This window comes from Pseudomonas peradeniyensis (assembly GCF_014268935.2).
GTDB classification, from domain to species: Bacteria; Pseudomonadota; Gammaproteobacteria; order Pseudomonadales; family Pseudomonadaceae; genus Aquipseudomonas; species Aquipseudomonas peradeniyensis.
Window position 1 is genome coordinate 643,372 of record NZ_JABWRJ020000001.1, and the last position, 15,243, is coordinate 658,614.

At 64.9% G+C, this 15,243-nt stretch carries 18 protein-coding genes and 2 pseudogenes; 8 read left to right on the forward strand and 12 right to left on the reverse strand.

The annotated features are described in order from the left end of the window. Positions 1 to 384: 384 nt before the first annotated feature. On the forward strand, positions 385 to 672 hold the full coding sequence (locus HU751_RS02895) for a hypothetical protein (RefSeq protein ID WP_036986696.1): 288 nt from the start codon (positions 385 to 387) through the stop codon (positions 670 to 672). Between the two features lie 18 nt (positions 673 to 690). On the opposite strand, the gene HU751_RS02900 is transcribed toward HU751_RS02895, so the two are convergent. From HU751_RS02900 to HU751_RS02915, 4 genes and pseudogenes are all read right to left on the reverse strand, one after another. Beyond that, positions 691 to 993 (reverse strand): Txe/YoeB family addiction module toxin, encoded by a 303-nt coding sequence (locus HU751_RS02900; protein ID WP_186733421.1) that lies wholly within the window; start codon positions 991 to 993, stop codon positions 691 to 693. Continuing rightward, positions 959 to 1,243, reverse strand: coding sequence for a type II toxin-antitoxin system Phd/YefM family antitoxin (locus HU751_RS02905; protein WP_062574577.1), 285 nt, complete (start codon positions 1,241 to 1,243; stop codon positions 959 to 961). The genes HU751_RS02900 and HU751_RS02905 overlap by 35 nt, the downstream gene beginning before the upstream one ends. Positions 1,244 to 1,440: 197 nt before the next feature. After that, on the reverse strand, positions 1,441 to 1,890 hold the full coding sequence (locus HU751_RS02910; protein ID WP_186733420.1) for a GNAT family N-acetyltransferase: 450 nt from the start codon (positions 1,888 to 1,890) through the stop codon (positions 1,441 to 1,443). A gap of 35 nt (positions 1,891 to 1,925) precedes the next feature. Then, positions 1,926 to 2,120: pseudogene (locus tag HU751_RS02915) on the reverse strand (helix-turn-helix domain-containing protein); the annotation flags it as partial. A gap of 84 nt (positions 2,121 to 2,204) precedes the next feature. Here HU751_RS02915 and HU751_RS02920 point away from each other — a divergent pair. Then, entirely contained in the window at positions 2,205 to 2,576 is a 372-nt protein-coding gene (locus tag HU751_RS02920) for a hypothetical protein (RefSeq protein WP_186733418.1), read from the forward strand. An 18-nt stretch (positions 2,577 to 2,594) separates the two neighbouring features. Here HU751_RS02920 and HU751_RS02925 read toward each other — a convergent pair whose 3' ends face one another. Further along, positions 2,595 to 3,167 carry a biliverdin-producing heme oxygenase gene (locus tag HU751_RS02925; RefSeq protein ID WP_186733417.1) on the reverse strand — a complete coding sequence of 191 codons (573 nt, stop codon included), beginning with the start codon at positions 3,165 to 3,167 and terminating at the stop codon, positions 2,595 to 2,597. A 150-nt stretch (positions 3,168 to 3,317) separates the two neighbouring features. On the opposite strand from HU751_RS02925, the gene HU751_RS02930 reads away from it, so the two are divergent. Together HU751_RS02930 and HU751_RS02935 are read left to right on the forward strand one after the other, a co-directional pair. After that, entirely contained in the window at positions 3,318 to 4,358 is a 1,041-nt protein-coding gene (locus tag HU751_RS02930) for a DUF1176 domain-containing protein (RefSeq protein ID WP_186733416.1), read from the forward strand. Positions 4,359 to 4,388: 30 nt separating this feature from the next. Further along, on the forward strand, positions 4,389 to 5,438 hold the full coding sequence (locus HU751_RS02935; RefSeq protein WP_186733415.1) for a DUF1176 domain-containing protein: 1,050 nt from the start codon (positions 4,389 to 4,391) through the stop codon (positions 5,436 to 5,438). A 33-nt stretch (positions 5,439 to 5,471) separates the two neighbouring features. On the opposite strand, the gene HU751_RS02940 is transcribed toward HU751_RS02935, so the two are convergent. Beyond that, complete coding sequence (locus HU751_RS02940; protein ID WP_050705024.1) at positions 5,472 to 6,257, reverse strand: sulfite exporter TauE/SafE family protein; 786 nt, start codon at positions 6,255 to 6,257, stop codon at positions 5,472 to 5,474. A gap of 266 nt (positions 6,258 to 6,523) precedes the next feature. Next, positions 6,524 to 7,126, reverse strand: coding sequence for a helix-turn-helix domain-containing protein (locus HU751_RS02945; RefSeq protein WP_186733414.1), 603 nt, complete (start codon positions 7,124 to 7,126; stop codon positions 6,524 to 6,526). 113 nt (positions 7,127 to 7,239) lie between these two features. Here HU751_RS02945 and HU751_RS02950 point away from each other — a divergent pair, with 113 nt between their 5' ends. The 3 genes from HU751_RS02950 to HU751_RS02960 all read left to right on the forward strand — a co-directional run bounded on the left by HU751_RS02950 (position 7,240) and on the right by HU751_RS02960 (position 9,963). Further along, a complete protein-coding gene (locus HU751_RS02950) occupies positions 7,240 to 8,376 on the forward strand; it encodes an NAD(P)/FAD-dependent oxidoreductase (RefSeq protein ID WP_186733413.1) in 1,137 nt (378 codons plus the stop codon). Between the two features lie 12 nt (positions 8,377 to 8,388). Then, entirely contained in the window at positions 8,389 to 8,766 is a 378-nt protein-coding gene (locus HU751_RS02955) for a RidA family protein (protein ID WP_186733412.1), read from the forward strand. Between the two features lie 132 nt (positions 8,767 to 8,898). Beyond that, the gene (locus HU751_RS02960) at positions 8,899 to 9,963 is read left to right on the forward strand and encodes a YkvI family membrane protein (protein ID WP_186733411.1); all 1,065 of its coding nucleotides are present in this window, start codon (positions 8,899 to 8,901) and stop codon (positions 9,961 to 9,963) included. Between the two features lie 42 nt (positions 9,964 to 10,005). Here HU751_RS02960 and HU751_RS27185 read toward each other — a convergent pair whose 3' ends face one another. The 3 genes and pseudogenes from HU751_RS27185 to HU751_RS02970 all read right to left on the reverse strand — a co-directional run bounded on the left by HU751_RS27185 (position 10,006) and on the right by HU751_RS02970 (position 12,921). Next, positions 10,006 to 10,746, reverse strand: coding sequence for a methyl-accepting chemotaxis protein (locus tag HU751_RS27185; protein WP_371263136.1), 741 nt, complete (start codon positions 10,744 to 10,746; stop codon positions 10,006 to 10,008). A 114-nt stretch (positions 10,747 to 10,860) separates the two neighbouring features. Next, positions 10,861 to 11,892 (reverse strand): annotated as a pseudogene (locus tag HU751_RS27190) (HAMP domain-containing protein); the annotation flags it as partial. A 150-nt stretch (positions 11,893 to 12,042) separates the two neighbouring features. Then, on the reverse strand, positions 12,043 to 12,921 hold the full coding sequence (locus HU751_RS02970) for a LysR family transcriptional regulator (RefSeq protein ID WP_186733409.1): 879 nt from the start codon (positions 12,919 to 12,921) through the stop codon (positions 12,043 to 12,045). A 100-nt stretch (positions 12,922 to 13,021) separates the two neighbouring features. Here HU751_RS02970 and HU751_RS02975 point away from each other — a divergent pair, with 100 nt between their 5' ends. Then, on the forward strand, positions 13,022 to 13,450 hold the full coding sequence (locus tag HU751_RS02975; protein ID WP_186733408.1) for a PACE efflux transporter: 429 nt from the start codon (positions 13,022 to 13,024) through the stop codon (positions 13,448 to 13,450). A gap of 144 nt (positions 13,451 to 13,594) precedes the next feature. Here the strand turns inward: HU751_RS02975 and HU751_RS02980 are convergent, their stop codons facing one another. Together HU751_RS02980 and HU751_RS02985 are read right to left on the reverse strand one after the other, a co-directional pair. Continuing rightward, on the reverse strand, positions 13,595 to 14,572 hold the full coding sequence (locus HU751_RS02980; protein ID WP_186733482.1) for a hypothetical protein: 978 nt from the start codon (positions 14,570 to 14,572) through the stop codon (positions 13,595 to 13,597). Between the two features lie 190 nt (positions 14,573 to 14,762). Then, entirely contained in the window at positions 14,763 to 15,206 is a 444-nt protein-coding gene (locus tag HU751_RS02985; protein ID WP_186733407.1) for a GNAT family N-acetyltransferase, read from the reverse strand. Positions 15,207 to 15,243 lie beyond the last annotated feature (37 nt).

Below are 15,243 nucleotides of genomic sequence, written 5' to 3' on the forward strand. Positions count from 1 at the left end.
AAGACTTTCCCTATTTCACGTAGGACGTTTCCCAAGCATGCTTTTACGGCCTTTCAGCTGTTGTTCTGGCCAGTCGCTCTCCTTAGTCTTGTCCTGTCGTTGCCAATTCAACGACCGGGTGTGCAAGCCCGTACAGGTACAACGCGAAAGCGCTTTTGGGCCTTGCCGGCAGTCTGCGGTTCTGGCCCTCCAATGGCGGCTATGCGTGGGAGGCCCTTGGGCCTGCCGAGTTCCTGTACCCTCGGTCTTGCACACCTGCGTATAGCTGCCACCTATTCGAGTGCAAGCGGATTCAGGCAGTTTTCACATGACGGTACAGGAGTGCTGAACCATGCTGAAAATCGTGCCCGACCCACCCCGCATCTTGCCCCGGGAGGTTCGCCCATGACCCTCGATACGACCCCTCGAACCTCCCGCCCCACCACGGCCCACGCCCATTTCGGCACGTGCCACGACGCCCATCCACCGATGTTCTCGGTGCATGCCGGTATTGATGGCGAGGATGCGCTGGTGTGCGCGGTAGCGGCCTTGCAGGCGGCCTACGAAACCAATGCCATGGCCTTGGAAAAAGCCAGCGAACCACTGCGCAGCCTGCTGGTGGCGACGGAGAACTCCCTGGAGAAAGGGCTGGCCTTGGCGTCGGCTGTGCTGGATGGGATAGAGCGAGGCTGAACAGACGTTGCAGGGCTGCTAGTAGTGAAACCTGCAGGCCAGCACAGTCAGTGCACCAGTTTCGTAGTAGTAGACGAAGCGATGCTCCTTGTTGATCCGCCGCGACCAGTAACCGGTCAGGTCGCCCTTCAAGGGCTCGGGTTTGCCCGTGCCCTTGAAGGGCGAGCGGCAGCATTCGTCGATCAGGGTCAGCACCCTGCCGAGGACCTTGGCGTCGGCAGACTGCCAGTACACGAAGTCCTCCCAGCCGATCGGCGTGAAGGACACCTTGATGGCGTTGCGGGCCTCAGCCTTGTTCTGCCGTTTCTGCTTCTGCGTCATGCAACGGAATGTCCTTGCTGAAGGTATTTCCAGCCTTGTGCTGAGCGATGGACTGGCGCAGCCGCGACGCGTTGTTTTCAGTGCCCAGCAGGTACATGGTTTCGGCCATGGCGTTGTAGTCGTCCAAAGACAGCAGGACTACCGGCTCACCACGTTGCCGGGTAATGACCGTCGGCTCATGGTCGCGACAGACATCATCCATCGCTTGTTTCAGGCTGGCGCGAGCCTGGCTGAAAGTGAGTACGTTCATTGGTTGTTCCTTTCTGAACACATCATGTACCACGGGCGTGCAAGGCTTGATGCAGGATCTGGCCGAGGCTTGCGTAGGGCATTTTTGACCGATACCTGACCAGGGATGCTCGACCTGGGAGTTGCCTGGGAATGTACAGAACGTTGTACGTATGCGCCAAGCCCGCTTATCCGATGGTGCACGGCGGCATGCAAGCCTTAGTGATCGAGCATCTTGTGATAGGTCACGAAATCCTGCTCGGCCACATACCCCAGCGATTCATACAACGCCTGGGCGGCAAGGTTGGTCCGGGCTGTGTCCAGGCTCAACCGCTGCGCGCCCTCGGCCTGGAAAATTTCGATCAATTGCTGCATCAGGTAACGGGCATGACCGCCCCTGCGGGCGTGCGGGGCAACGAACAGGTCATACAGCCAATAGAAGCGCTTCATCGCCAGCGAGCAGGTCGCCGGGTACAGCTGGGCAAAGGCGATAGCCTGGCCGTCGGCGTCCAGCAGTAGGTAGATGCGCGAGTTGCCGGTTTCGAGGTTGGCCTTGAGGAACGTGCGGGAAGCGGGCAGGTCATCCGCCTCCTGGTAGAACATCCGGTACTGGTTGAAGAGGTCCGCGGCGGCGTCCAGGTGGTGCAGATCACAGGCAATGACGTTCATGTCGGGGCTCGCTATCAGGCTGTCCAGCGCCCTTGCTATGTGGGGCGATCCTGCAGGATTTCATGAAACACATCCGGCCGTACAGATGCGATATGCAGTAGCGTACGTGCAGCTCCCGAAGGCGTGCGCCGGCCTTGTTCCCACTCTTGCAACGTACGTACGGAGACGCCGAGCAGCTCAGCGAACTTCAGCTGGGACAAGCCGGTCTTGCTCCGGGCCTCTACGACTTGCTGGCGTCCATTCAGGCCATTAGCATCCGTTTTCCTCACTCACGGCCCTGCGCAAACCACGGCCGGCTCCAGGATCAAGGACGAATGTTGCCGTTGCTTTCCCGTTTCCTACTGCACACACTGGCCTGTGTGGCGTTTCCTTTTCTCTTGAGTCTGGGCTTCGATCTGTACCAGCAACATGTCGGCCCGCCCATGGCGCGAGGCGTCAGCGTCGGCTTGGCGACGATGATGGTGTTCTACGCCTTCGTGCTCTTCAACCTGCTGATGGTGGCCATTCCAAGGGCGTCACTGCGCTACGGCTTGGCGCTGTTGCTGATGTTGTTGGTGCTGGCGTTCTTCAATACCTTGCACCCGTTGCGGGCGCTGGGTTTCGCACTGTTATGCGGTGGTTTGTGCGGGGCGGCGATCAGCATGACGCCCGCAGTGACATCGTTGTTGAACAGGTGCCGCAGGTGAGGGCTCCAGCGTGAGGGATCAGCAGACCAGCACGCGTCGCTCTTCGAGCCATCGTTCGAAGCAGGTGAAGGTCTCGACCGCTGCCTTTACCGTCCGGGCCTGGGCGGCAGGCTCCGGATCGGCGCCAGCCAGTCGATCGAGGAAGCTGCGCCAGCGTACGCCGGTCTGCGGGCCGTAGATGTCGAGAAACGCACCGCCGTTGTCGGCGTCGATACCCAGGCGTTCAGCCATGGCCCGCTTGAGCACCTGGCCGCCCAGGGTGGAGCCTTCCAGTACATACATCACGCCGAGCGCACTCGCTTCATCATCGATACGGGGTAGGGTGTGGCACAAGGGCAGTGCTTCGACATCGATGGCCAGGGCGCCCAGGTCGCGGGACAAGGCGGGTGTCTTGCTGCGTTCGGTGCCCTGGTACTCGGCCAGCAAGATGTCCAGCGGCGCATGGAAGCCATGGTAAGCCGCAAGTAGACGCGCATAGGCCGCCCGGTCGAAACCTTCGCTGAAGAACGGCAGGCGCGCCTCCAGCCCCTCGTGGCAGGCGCGGGTACCTTCGCGCAAGGCAAGCAACAGCGGGCTGACGGTAACGGACATGGCGCAGGCTCTGGCAGTGACGCATCCGATACTGCCAGATCCCATGGCGCAACCACCACTGTCGATTTTCCGCACCTGGCATTTGATCTGTGGAATCATTGCGCCGCCTCTGGAGTGGGGCTTTCACGGCTAAGACAGGAATGCAGCACGATGCGCGCAACAACAAGGAACTGGCTGGCCCTGGGGCTGGCGTTGCTACCGGGCCTGGTCGGCGCGGCGGAGCCAGAGCCGGTACCGGTGTACCGGGAGATCAAGGACTGGGTGGTGGGCTGCGACAACACGCGCTTCTGCACCGCGGTGTTGGCCGATCATCCGGAGAAGATGCGGGTGGGCATGCTGGTGCAGCGCGAGGCGGGCGCCTGGGGCAACCTGCACCTGACCCTGGTGGGCAGCACCGACTGGTCGGGCGAGCCCCTGCTCGACGGCCAGCTGCTGGTCGCCCCCTGGCGCATGACCCGTGGCGTCGAGACCACCCTGGAACTGGAAGGCGCCGATGCCTACGCCGTGTTGCGGCAATTGCGCAATGGCCAGCGCCTGGTGGACGACACCCGGCCAGGGGAGCGCGTGAGTTCGCTGCAAGGCCTGAGCGCCGCCTTGCTGCTGATGGATGCGGTGCAGGGCCGGGTCGGCCACTACAGCGCGCTGGTGCGACCCGGTGACAGCGTCGCCGACGCCCAGTTGCCCATCCCGGCCAAGCCCCGGGGGCCGGCCTTTGTTGCAGCCACGCCCCTTAGCGAGCAGGAACTGGCGGGCATCAACCCGGTAGTGATGGCCAAGGCGGCCGCCGAAGACCAGTTGAAGAACGAATTCGATGAGGCCCCCAAGCTTGAGCTGCATGCCCTGGACGACCAGCACGCCCTGGCGCTGCTCAGCTACAACTGCAACGACTTCCATTGCCTCTACGCGTTGTACAAGGTGTCGCGTGAGGCGCCTTATGCCCTTGGACCGCTGGAGTTCGAGGCGCCGTCCAGCCCGGTGCTGATCAGCCGGATGCGCGACGCCATCGAGTTCTACCCCAAAAAGGGCGAGCTCTACAGCTATGCCAAGGACGACTATCCCGGCAGTTGCGGGGTCGAGGAAAGCTGGCGCTACGACGGCCAGCGCATGCGCCTGGTCAGGTTGGCGCGGATGGACCGCTGTGCCGAGCTGGGCCCGGACAGTTGGCCGGTACTATGGCGCAGCGAAGGCTGAAAACGTGAAAGGGACGTCAGGGGCAACACCATGCAATGGATGAAACACCACCGTGCGGCACTGCTGCTGGCGCTCATGGCGCCACTGGCCGCGCAGGCCGAAAGCGCCCAGACAGCGCTCGAAGCGGTGCCGCTGTACCGGCAGGTCAAGGACTGGGCGGTAGGCTGTGACAACACCCGCGCCTGTACCGCGTTGCTGGCGATCGACGACGAGCTGATGAGCGGCCTGAAGACCATCGTCCGGCGCGAGGCGGGACCGCAGGGCAAGCTCGAGCTGACGCTGCGTGTCGGGCCGGCGTTTGCCGACCAGGTGTTGCTCGATGGGCAGGAACTGCCGGCCCAATGGCGGCGGATCCAAGGTGAGTACGATTTCGACCTGCAGCTCGAAGGCGATGCGGCGCTGGCGCTGATTCGTCAGATACGCAACGGCAATCGCCTGAGTTCGTTGACCGAGGATGGCGAGCTGGTCGCGTCGTTGCAGGGGATCAGTGGTGCGTTGCTGGCCATCGATGCGGTTCAGGGGCGGGTAGGGCATGTCGATGCGCTGGTGCGGGTGGGTGACGCCCCGGCTGCCGAGGTGCCTGACGCTCCTGTCGCGGTGGCGTTACCACGGTTCGTCGCTGCGCCGGGTATGAACGACGAGCAGGCCCATGAGATCGGCAGGGCGGTGAAGCGCCAGGCGAAGGTCGAAGGCGATGTACCGGGCATGAGCAACAGTTATTACGAGGTTCACCCGCTGGACGATGCCAATGTCCTGGTCATCCTCAACGTGGGGTGCAGTGGCGAGTTCTGCGCCAATTACCTGTATCGGGTGTCTCGTGCCGCGCCCTACCAGATCAGTGAAATGGCCTTCGAGGCGCCAACGCCGTTGCTGGCTCCGCGCCTGAGTGGCTACGCGGCGTTCGATGCGCGAAGCGGCCAACTGTATGTTGCGGACAAGAGCCAGCTCGAGCGAGGTTGCGGGCTGATCCAGCAGTGGCGCTACGATGGTGAGCGCATGCGCCTGGAGCGGGTGGCCCGGCTGGATCGCTGTGGGTACGTAAAGCCGGAATTCTGGCCGGTGCTATGGCGCCTTGGTTGACACGTTCCCTGTAGTAGCGGCCTGAGGGATGGCTCAGAACGCCAACTTGTAGCCAATCAGCAACAGCATGGTCGCCAGGCAAGGCCGCAGCACGCGGTCGGAGATGCGCCCGGTCAGGTGGCTGCCCAGGTAGATCCCCGGCAGCGAACCCAGCAGCAGGTAGCCCAAGAGCGACCAGTCCATGTTGCCCATGCCGGCATGACCCAGGCCAGCCACCAGGGTCAGTGGCACGGCGTGGGCGATCTCGGTGCCGACCAGGCGGCGGGTGACCAGGAACGGATACAGCAGGAACAGCGCCACCGTGCCCAGCGCGCCGGCGCCGATGGAGGTGAGGGTAACCATCACGCCCAGCACCACGCCGGTGATCACGGTGAGGATGTTCAGGGTGCGGTCGCTGAGGTGGTAGTGATCGCCGGCATGCTTGCTGGCGAAGGCCTGCAGGCGCGATTTGAACAGGATTGCCAGGGCGGTGAGGATCAGCACCACCGCCAGGCCTTGTTTGATGATGGCGTTGAGCGCGGAGGTGTCGGCATGCAGGGTGCTGAGGAACCACAGGGTCAGCGCGGCAGCGGGGACGCTGCCCAGGCTCAGCCAGCCGGTGATCTTCCAGTCGATGTTCTTGTTGCGGCCATGCACCCAGACGCCACTGGCCTTGGTGATGGCGGCGTAGAGCAGGTCGGTGCCCACGGCGGTGGCCGGGTTGATGCCGAACCACAGCAGGATCGGGGTCATCAGCGAACCGCCGCCGACGCCGGTCATGCCGACGATGAAGCCCACAACCAGGCCCGCAATGGTGAAACCGAAAGAACCTACATCCATACGCTACTCGACGCCCAGCTTGCCCGTGATCGGATGGATGCCAGCATATAGATTTTTTTATAGCCAAATAGACTTGTTCGTTATTAGGTTATAACTGGTGCGGGAGTCCACTGGCCTTGTGTAGGAGCGGCCTTGCGTCGCGAAAGGGCTGCGCAGCGGCCCCGGATTTCAGCGTTTAAGCAAAAATCGCCGGGGCCGCTTTGCGGCCCTTTCGCGACACAAGGCCGCTCCTACAGGGAGATGAGTAACCCCTGGGGCCAAGAGCTTCACCGATCAGTCATCACCACCACCACCTGCGCATCGCCGCCATCCTCGCTCTCCGACAGGTAGATATGCCCCACCTGGCTGTCGAAATACGCCGTCTCCCGCGGGCCGATGCTGACCGCCTCGCCGGTCTCGAACTCGATGCGCACGCGCCCGCTGATGACCATGGCGAATTCCTGGCCGGGGTGGCGGATGAAATCGTCGAACTGGCCGCGTTCACGGGCGATGATGCGGGCATAGGCCGGGGTCATGCGCCGTTCGGGGAAGGCGCCGGCAATCGGGTAGTAGTCGTAGGTGCCGGTGGAATAGCCCGCCACCGTTGCCAGCGAATCGACCACCACGGTGGCCGGCTGCGGCGCGCCCACCGGCCCGCTGGCGCGGAACAGCTGGGCGATGTCCAGGTTCAGGGCGCGGGCGGCGGCGGCCAGTTTTTCGTAACTCACCGAGACCTGCGCCAGCTCCATTTTCGACAGCGTGGACAGCGGCACGCCGCTGAGCGCCGACAGCTGCTTGAGCGTCATCTGCCTGGCCTTGCGCACCTGGCGCAGGCGCGCGCCGACTTCACTGCGGTCGAGCGGGGGGCGGGTGGAGGGGACGTCGGGCATCGGGGCTCTCGGGCTGTACTTTGGTCGGGCATCTTACCTTGGCGCCTTGCGCATTCCTAAATTCTCATATATTAGAATTCTCACAAATGATAATTAGCGCCGCAGGAGCGTGCATGGGACAGGTCCACGACATTCTGATCATCGGTGCCGGCATCGCCGGCGCCTCCCTGGGTTACCGCCTGGCCGGCCAGCGCCAGGTGCTGCTGCTCGAGCGCGAGGCGCAGCCGGGCTATCACGCCACCGGGCGTTCGGCGGCGATGTTCATGGAGGCCTACGGCACCCCGCAGATCCAGGCCCTGACCCGCGCCAGCCGGGCGTTCTACGAGCAGCCGCCCGCAGGCTTCTGCGAACATCCGCTGCTCGAACCCCGTGGCTGCCTGTATGTCGCCAGCCATGAGCAGCACGATCTGCTGGAAAGCACCTACGCCCAGAACCTGGCCAACGGCACCGCCGTCAGCCTGCTCGACAGCGCTGCGGCGCTCGAATTGGTGCCGAGCCTGCGTGGCGAGCTGCTGGCCGGCGCCGTGCACGAGACCGGGGCGATGGACCTCGATGTGCACGCCCTGCACCAGGGCTTCCTGCGCGGCCTGCGCCAGGCCGGTGGCGAGGTGCGCTGCAATGCCGAGCTGGTGCAGGCGTACTATCGGGATGACCTGTGGCATGTCGAGCTGGCCGACGGCAGCCGCCTGCGGGCGCGGCTGCTGGTCAATGCCGCCGGCGCCTGGGCCGATCGGGTGGCCGGGCAGTGCGGGGTCGGCAAGGTCGGCCTGCAGCCGTGCCGGCGCAGCGCGTTCACCTTCCCCGGCCCTGCGCAGCACGACTTCGCCCGCTGGCCGGCGGTGATCGGTGTCGACGAGAGCTTCTACTTCAAGCCCGACGCCGGCCAGCTGCTGGGCTCACCCGCCAACGCCGACCCGGTCGAGCCCCAGGACGCCGCGCCCGAAGAGCTGGACCTGGCGCTGGGCATCTACAACATCGAGGCGATGACCACCCTCGAGATCCGCCGTCCCAGCCACAGCTGGGCGGGGCTGCGCTCGTTCGTCGCCGATGGCGACCTGGTGATCGGCTTTGACCCGGTTTCCCCCGCGTTCTTCTGGCTGGCGGCCCAGGGCGGCTATGGTATCCAGTCCGCCGCCGGGGCCTCGCGCCTGGCGGCCGACCTGTTGCTGGGCCTGCCGCTGTGCGCGAGCCTTGTCAGCCAGGGGGTTGAGCCAGCACGGCTGTCCCCGGCCCGTTTCATCCAACCCTGAATGGAGAGTCCCATGAGCAATGAAATCCAGCGTTTCCCCAGCAGCCTGCCGTTTCCCTTCTCCCGCGCAGTGAAGGCCGGGGGTTTCCTGTTCCTGTCCGGGCAGGTGCCGATGAGCCCGGGCGGCGAGGTGGTGCGTGGCGATATCCAGACGCAGACCCGGGCGGCCTGTGAGCGTATCGCCGAGAGCCTGGCGGCGTGCGGCGCGCGCTTCGACCAGGTGGTGAAGTGCACCGTGTGGCTGTCGGACATGAGCCATTTCGCCGGTTTCAACGAGGTCTACAAGGAATTCTTCGGTGCGGCGCTGCCGGTGCGTTCGACGGTGGCCTCGGCACTGGCGCTGGGGGTGGATGTGGAGATCGAGGTGCAGGCCTACGTCGGTCAGGATTGATCGAAGTCGGGGCCGCGCTGCGGCCCATCGCCGGCAAACCGGCTCCCACAAGGTTGGTCTGCCCCCTGTGGGAGCCGGCTTGCCGGCGATAGGGCCCTCAAAGAGATACAACAATAAAAACCAGAGGTGCACATGCAAGAGCAGCTGAAGATCGCCGGCGCATTCGTCGGCGTGATCGTGGGGGCGGGCTTCGCGTCCGGGCGGGAACTGCTGTTGTTCTTCGTCGATTTCGGCGTCTGGGGCCTGGTCGGCGCGCTGGTCAGCGCCGCGTTGTTCACGTTCCTCGGCATGGCCCTGGCGGGGCTGGGCAACCGCCTGAAGGCCACCTCGCACAAGGCGGTGATCCAGGCCATCTGCGGTCGCCATCTGGGCGTGCTGGTCGACTGGCTCATCACCTTCTTCATGTTCGGCGTGACCGTGGTCATGCTCGCCGGTGGCGGCGCGCTGCTCGAACAGCAGTTCGGCATCCCGGCGCTGGCCGGCAGTGTGCTGGTCACCGTACTGGGGGTGGCCATCGTCTGCCTGGATGTGCAGAAGGTGATGGTGGCCATCGGCGCGATCACCCCGTTGCTGATCCTGGTGGCCTCGGCCATCGCGTTGTACGCGGTGTGCACCCGCAGCCTGAGTTTCGCGGCGCTCGACCAGGTGGCCAGCCAGCAGGAGGCGGGCACCCATCACTGGTTGCTCGGGGCGTTCCTGTATGTCTCCTACAACATCGTTGCCGGGGCGCCGATCCTGGCGATCCTCGGCGGGGCGGCGCGCAACGGGCGGGTCGCCGTGGTCGGCGGCCTACTGGGTGGCGCGGCGCTCGGCGGGTTGATGCTGGTGATGAGCGCGGGCCTGCTGTCGCGCCTGGACAGCGTGGCCGCGCTGCCGATGCCGATGCTGTCGATCGCCGGCGAAGTGTCGCCGCTACTGGGGCTGGTGATGTGCCTGATCATCTTCGGGATGATCGTCAACACGGCGGTGGGGACGCTGTTCTCGTTCCTGTCGCGGCTGTTGCCGGCGGGCACGGCGAAGTTCCGCTGGGGAGCGGTGGCGGCCGGAGGGGTAGGGTTCGTCTGCAGCCTGGTGGGGTTCATCAGCCTGGTCGGGCAGGTGTATCCGCTGTTCGGCTACCTGGGATTCGTGCTGATGGCGGCGGTGCTGGTGGGGTGGTTGCGGCGGGGCAGGGGGGCTAAGGTGGCGGTGGCCTGAGGCAAGCCCGCCCCCGCAGCGCGTGCGGGAGCGGGCGGCAGGTCAGATGCGGAAGCTGCCCACCAGTTGCTTCAGGCGCCCGGCCTGCTGGCTCAGGGCGTCGCAGTGGCGCAGGGTTTCGTTGAGGTTCTCCACCCCTTGCTGGTTCAGCGCGTTGATCTGGGTGATGTCCAGGTTCAGGCTCTCGACCACGGCGGTCTGCTCTTCGGTGGCGGTGGCCACCGACTGGTTCATGCCGTCGATCTCGCCGATGCGCTGGGTGACGCTGGCCAGGCGCTCGCCGGCCTCGTTGGCCACCTGCACGGTCTCTTCGCTGGAGACCTGGCTGGTGTTCATGGTGTGCACCGCCTCGCGCGAGCCGACCTGCAGGCTGGTGATCATGCGGTGGATCTCTTCGGCCGACTCCTGGGTGCGGTGGGCCAGGTTGCGCACTTCGTCGGCGACCACGGCGAAGCCACGACCGGCCTCACCGGCACGGGCGGCCTCGATGGCGGCGTTGAGCGCCAGCAGGTTGGTCTGCTGGGAGATGCCCTTGATCACGTCGAGGATCTTGCCGATCTCGTCGGTGCTGGCGTTGAGGGTCTCGATCTGCTCGCAGGATTCGCTGATGCGCTCAGACAGGGCGGTCATGGCGCTGATGGCCTCTTCGACCACCTGGCGGCCACCGTTGGCCTGCTCGCTGGCGCCACTGGCGTGTTGCGAGGCATCGGCGGCGTTGCGGGCGATCTCCTGGGTGGCGGCGCCCAATTCGTTGATGGCGGCGGCGACGCTGTTGGTGCGCATGCTCTGCTCTTCGGAGCCGGAAAGCGACGCGTTGGAGGCGCCCACGACTTTTTCCGACAGGTCATGCACCAGGCGGGTGGCCGACGACACTTCGCTGATCGAGGCGTGGATACGCTCGACGAAGCGGTTGAACGAGGTGGCCAGCTCGCCGAATTCGTCCTTCTGCTGCACGACCAGGCGGCGGGTCAGGTCGCCTTCGCCTTCGGCGATGTCCTGCATGGCGCGGCCCATGGTGGTCAGCGGGCTCATCAGCACCGGGATCAGCAGGCCCAGCAGGCCAGCGATGACGGCCACGGCAATGAGCATGGCGATGATGGCCGAGGTGCGGAACTGGCTCAGCGGGGCGTAGGCCTTTTCTTTGTCGATCGACAGACCGATGTACCACTGTGCCGAAGGCAGGCCGTCGACCGGGGCGAAGGAGATGATGCGCTCCTTGCCATCCAGGCTCACTTCCTGGATGCCGGTTTCCACGCGCAGCGGCGAGCCCGGGTAGATGTCCTTGAGGTTCTTCATCACCCGGTCCTTGTCCGGGCTGACGATTACCTGGCCATTGCGGTCGACCAGGAAGGCATGGCCGATGCCGCCGAAGTCGACGGCGTTGATGATGTCGACCAGGGTGTTCAGGCTCAGGTCACCGCCGACCACACCGATCAGCTCGCCGCTGCCCTTGGCCTTGACCGGCATGGCGATGGTCACCACCAGGCCACCTACCGCCGCCATGTAGGGCGGGGTCAGCATGGTCTGGTTGGCGGCCACGGCCTGGGTGTACCAGGGGCGCTGACGCGGGTCGTAGCCATCAGGCATCTTGGCGTCGGGGCGCTGGGTGAACAGGCCGGTGTTCTGGCCGAAATAGGTGAACTGGAAGTTGCTGGTGTACGACGGCTGGTCGACCAGGCCCGGCACGTTGTTGCCGGCACCTTGCTGGGCGATGTCCTGGGCCAGGTTCTCCAGCACCAAGATGCGTCCGCTCATCCAGTTCTGCACGCTGCTGGCGGTCTGTGCGCCGGCCTGGCGCACCGAGGACTCGATGTTCTGGCGGATGGTGTTGCGTTGCAGGTAGTCGTTGTAGAGGGTGAACAGCGCAAAGGCCAGTACGACGACGGCGCAGGCACTGAGCAGGATCTTGTGGCGGAATTTCAGGTTCATGTTTCGAGACCTTGAGCCAGTGAAAGGAGGGCGCCGCGTGCTTGTGGCACGAATGGCGGAGCCTGTTGCAACGCTATCGGCCGAATCTGAAAAATGTTGAAAGACTAAATGTCGCAGTGCTTGGCGCAATTGCCCTAACAGGGTGACAAATCATTTCGAAGCCAACAGGCTCACCAAGGCCCTCGCCGCCTGGCCGAGGGGTTGCTGCTTGAGCCAGAAGGCATTCACCGGCAGTTGCAGTTCGTTGCGGGTGTTATGGAATTCCAGGCGCACCAGGCGCCCGGCGTCAATCAGCGGCGCGACCCGCGACAGGGGCAAATCGCCCCAGCCCAGGCCCGCTTCGACCATCTGCACGGCGAGGTCCAGGCTGTCGGTGCGCCAGTGCGAGGTGCCGATCAGCGAGCGCGGGTCGGACAGCGGCAGGTCGCGGCTGCGCACCAGGATCTGGCGCAGGTTGACCAAATCTTCAAGGTGACGGATGCGCCCTTCACGCAGGGCGGGGTGCTGCGGCGACAGCGTGGCCACCAGCGATTCGATGGCAATGTGCTGGAAGCTGCGCCGCGGGTCCACCTGCAACCCGGCGAAGGCCAGGCACAGGCCGGCGCGACCGCTGTCGAGCAACTGCAGGGCCTCCTCCTGGGGCGCGGCGAGCAGTTCGATGTCCAGCAGCGGGTAGCGCTCGCCAAGGCGGGTGATGGCGTCGAGCAACGGGCGCTGGTCGATGTCCGGGACCACGGCGATGGCCAGGCTGCTTTCCAGCCCGCGCGACAGCTCCAGCGCGTGCACCTCCAGCAGCCCGAGCTGTTCGGCGATCAGCCGGGCATGGGGTTCCAGGGCCTGGGCCTGGGCGGTCGGGCGCGCCTCGCGCGAGCCGCGTTCGAACAACGGGTAGCCGAGCTCCGCCTCGAGGTTGCCGATGGCCATGCTCACCGCCGAGGGCACACGCCCTAGCGCCCGCGCGGCGGCGGAAAACGAGCCGCGGTCGAGCACGGCGAGAAACAGCAGGATGGTGTCGCTGGAAAAGTTCATGGCAGTCTCCTTTCAGTAAATCTGAAAGCTGCTGACTTTTTCTGTCAAGTGCGTTGATGCATCCTGCGCGCCTTCGTCATACCCGCAGCAAGGTAACTTTGTGCAAGGACTCAAACGCAAACTGGTCTACGTGACCTTCTATGAACTGATCGGCCTGTGCATGTCGACCCTGGGGCTGGCCTACCTGTCCGACACCCAGGCCTCGCACACCGGTCCCCTGGCGGTGATGATCACCACCATCGCCATGCTCTGGAACCTCATCTACAACACCTTGTTCGAGCGCTGGGAGAGCCGCCAGGCCAAGCGCGGCCGCAGCCTGGGCCGGCGGGTGGCGCATGCCATCGGCTTCCAGCTGACCCTGGTGGTGTACCTGATCCCGCTGATCGCCTGGTGGCTGGACATGACCCTGCTGGAGGCATTGTTGGTGGACCTGGCGTTCATCATCCTGGTGCCGTGCTACACGTTCCTTTACAACTGGGCGTTCGACCGGATCTTTGGCTTGCCGACCTCGGCAATGGCACCGGCCTGAGTTCTTTTGTAGGAGCGGCCTTGCGTCGCGATAGGGCTGCGAAGCAGCCCCTGGATTTCAGCATTTGTACATAGATCGCCGGGGCTGCTCCGCAGCCCTATCGCGACGCAAGGCCGCTCCTACAGGGACCGTGTTGGCCTCAGGTCACGGCGCTCGATAGCCCAGCAAACTGTCCTCCACCTGCCCCGACAGGTAGTACACCCCGGCCATGGCCCCGCTCTGGCGGTTCTCCATCAGCTCTTGCCATTCCTGGTTCAGCGCCACATTGAGGATCACCCGCAGTTGCTCGACCATCTGCGGCTGCTCGCGGTCATGGGTGATGATGCCGTAGCCGGTTGCCGCCACCGAGATCAACGCCCCCGCCGCCTTGCCCACCGCCGCCGCGATCGCGCTGGCGGCGCCGCGTGGGGCCAGGGTGGCGCCGAGTTTTTCGCTGGCCTGGGTGGCTACCGACGACAGCCCCGCCTCTGTCTGCCCGGGCCCCTTGGCGGCCTGCTGGTGCAGGTGCTGGCGCAGCGACTGCCAGGCCGGTTGCTGGTCCAGCGACTTGGCCCGCAGCAGTTGGTAGAGCGAGGCGTTTCGCGCCTCCGGCGGCCCCAGGGCGATGATCGGGATGCGGTTCAGGCGCTGGCTGAACTGCTCGGGCGGCGCGTTGTAACGCTGGATGATCGCCGGCAGTTGCTGGCCAAGCAGTTGCAGGTACAGCTCGCTGGCGCGGTCGCGGATGCCCTCGGGGTTGATCTGCTCGGCCACCGGGTCGATCACCCGTTCGCGGTATTGCTCCTGCAGGTACAGGCCCAGGCGCTTTTCCGGCGGCTCGTTGCCGTTGCCGCTGTTCATCGTGTACCAGGCCACCTTGAGCGTGAGCCATTGTTGAGTCCAGTAGCCGGTGAACCAGGGGATGAAGTCGTTCTCGGTGCGTTGCTGCACCTGTTCCTTCCACACGCGCATGGAGCGCCGGGCATAGTCGTTGGCCGAGCCTGCGGCACCGACCGAGGCCTCGATGATGTCCTGGTCGATGCGTTGCCAGACGGCGGGGGGCAGGTTTTGCGGTGGCGGCGGCGCCGGGGGGCGTTTGCCGGCGCAGCCGGCGAGGGCCAGCAGGAGGCACAGCGCAAACATCACGAGGATTGATTTCACGCGGATTGCCCCCTTGGTGAGAGGCTGGGTGGTTATCCGAAGTATAGGTTTGTCTTGACGGCCTCATCGCGGGGCAAGCCCGCTCCTACAGGTACTGCACAATACCTGTAGGAGCGGGCTCGTCCCGCGATGGGCCGCAAAGCGGCCCCCTTTGCAGGCGTGAATGACATGCTCACCCCTCCAGCTTCAAGTGCAGCAATGGATACGGATCGCCCTGGCCATCCACCTCGGAACGGCCGACCTGGACGAACCCCTGTTTCAGGTAGAACCCCACCGCTTGCGGGTTCTGTTCATTGACGTCCACTTCACGCACGCCCAATTCCTCGACCACAGCGGCCAGCAGTGTCTTGCCGATGCCCTGGCCGCGACAGGCGGGGTCGATGAAGAGCATTTCCAGCTTGCCGCCATGGACTCCGGCAAACCCCTGGATATGGCCGTCGCTGTCGTGCCAGGCGCGCAGTTCGACAAACCCCAGGTACTGCTCGCGCACCAGCGGCCGCAGACGCTCGATATAGCCATCGGGAAGAAAGTCATGGGTCGCCCGTACCGAGGCTTCCCACAGATCGGCCAGCCGATCGAAATGTTCCGCGCCCACCGGCGCGATAGCGTGTTTCATGTTGGCCTCCAAGGCACTGTGATGAATCGGCGGTCAT

What these genes read in the sequence shown, in the direction of transcription:
- HU751_RS02895 (WP_036986696.1), top strand. Translation starts at nt 385, where the DNA reads ATGACCCTCGATACGACCCCTCGAACCTCCCGCCCCACCACGGCCCAC.
- HU751_RS02900 (WP_186733421.1), bottom strand. Translation starts at nt 993, where the DNA reads ATGACGCAGAAGCAGAAACGGCAGAACAAGGCTGAGGCCCGCAACGCC.
- HU751_RS02905 (WP_062574577.1), bottom strand. Translation starts at nt 1,243, where the DNA reads ATGAACGTACTCACTTTCAGCCAGGCTCGCGCCAGCCTGAAACAAGCG.
- HU751_RS02910 (WP_186733420.1), bottom strand. Translation starts at nt 1,890, where the DNA reads ATGAACGTCATTGCCTGTGATCTGCACCACCTGGACGCCGCCGCGGAC.
- HU751_RS02920 (WP_186733418.1), top strand. Translation starts at nt 2,205, where the DNA reads ATGTTGCCGTTGCTTTCCCGTTTCCTACTGCACACACTGGCCTGTGTG.
- HU751_RS02925 (WP_186733417.1), bottom strand. Translation starts at nt 3,167, where the DNA reads ATGTCCGTTACCGTCAGCCCGCTGTTGCTTGCCTTGCGCGAAGGTACC.
- HU751_RS02930 (WP_186733416.1), top strand. Translation starts at nt 3,318, where the DNA reads ATGCGCGCAACAACAAGGAACTGGCTGGCCCTGGGGCTGGCGTTGCTA.
- HU751_RS02935 (WP_186733415.1), top strand. Translation starts at nt 4,389, where the DNA reads ATGCAATGGATGAAACACCACCGTGCGGCACTGCTGCTGGCGCTCATG.
- HU751_RS02940 (WP_050705024.1), bottom strand. Translation starts at nt 6,257, where the DNA reads ATGGATGTAGGTTCTTTCGGTTTCACCATTGCGGGCCTGGTTGTGGGC.
- HU751_RS02945 (WP_186733414.1), bottom strand. Translation starts at nt 7,126, where the DNA reads ATGCCCGACGTCCCCTCCACCCGCCCCCCGCTCGACCGCAGTGAAGTC.
- HU751_RS02950 (WP_186733413.1), top strand. Translation starts at nt 7,240, where the DNA reads ATGGGACAGGTCCACGACATTCTGATCATCGGTGCCGGCATCGCCGGC.
- HU751_RS02955 (WP_186733412.1), top strand. Translation starts at nt 8,389, where the DNA reads ATGAGCAATGAAATCCAGCGTTTCCCCAGCAGCCTGCCGTTTCCCTTC.
- HU751_RS02960 (WP_186733411.1), top strand. Translation starts at nt 8,899, where the DNA reads ATGCAAGAGCAGCTGAAGATCGCCGGCGCATTCGTCGGCGTGATCGTG.
- HU751_RS27185 (WP_371263136.1), bottom strand. Translation starts at nt 10,746, where the DNA reads ATGCGCACCAACAGCGTCGCCGCCGCCATCAACGAATTGGGCGCCGCC.
- HU751_RS02970 (WP_186733409.1), bottom strand. Translation starts at nt 12,921, where the DNA reads ATGAACTTTTCCAGCGACACCATCCTGCTGTTTCTCGCCGTGCTCGAC.
- HU751_RS02980 (WP_186733482.1), bottom strand. Translation starts at nt 14,572, where the DNA reads ATGTTTGCGCTGTGCCTCCTGCTGGCCCTCGCCGGCTGCGCCGGCAAA.
- HU751_RS02985 (WP_186733407.1), bottom strand. Translation starts at nt 15,206, where the DNA reads ATGAAACACGCTATCGCGCCGGTGGGCGCGGAACATTTCGATCGGCTG.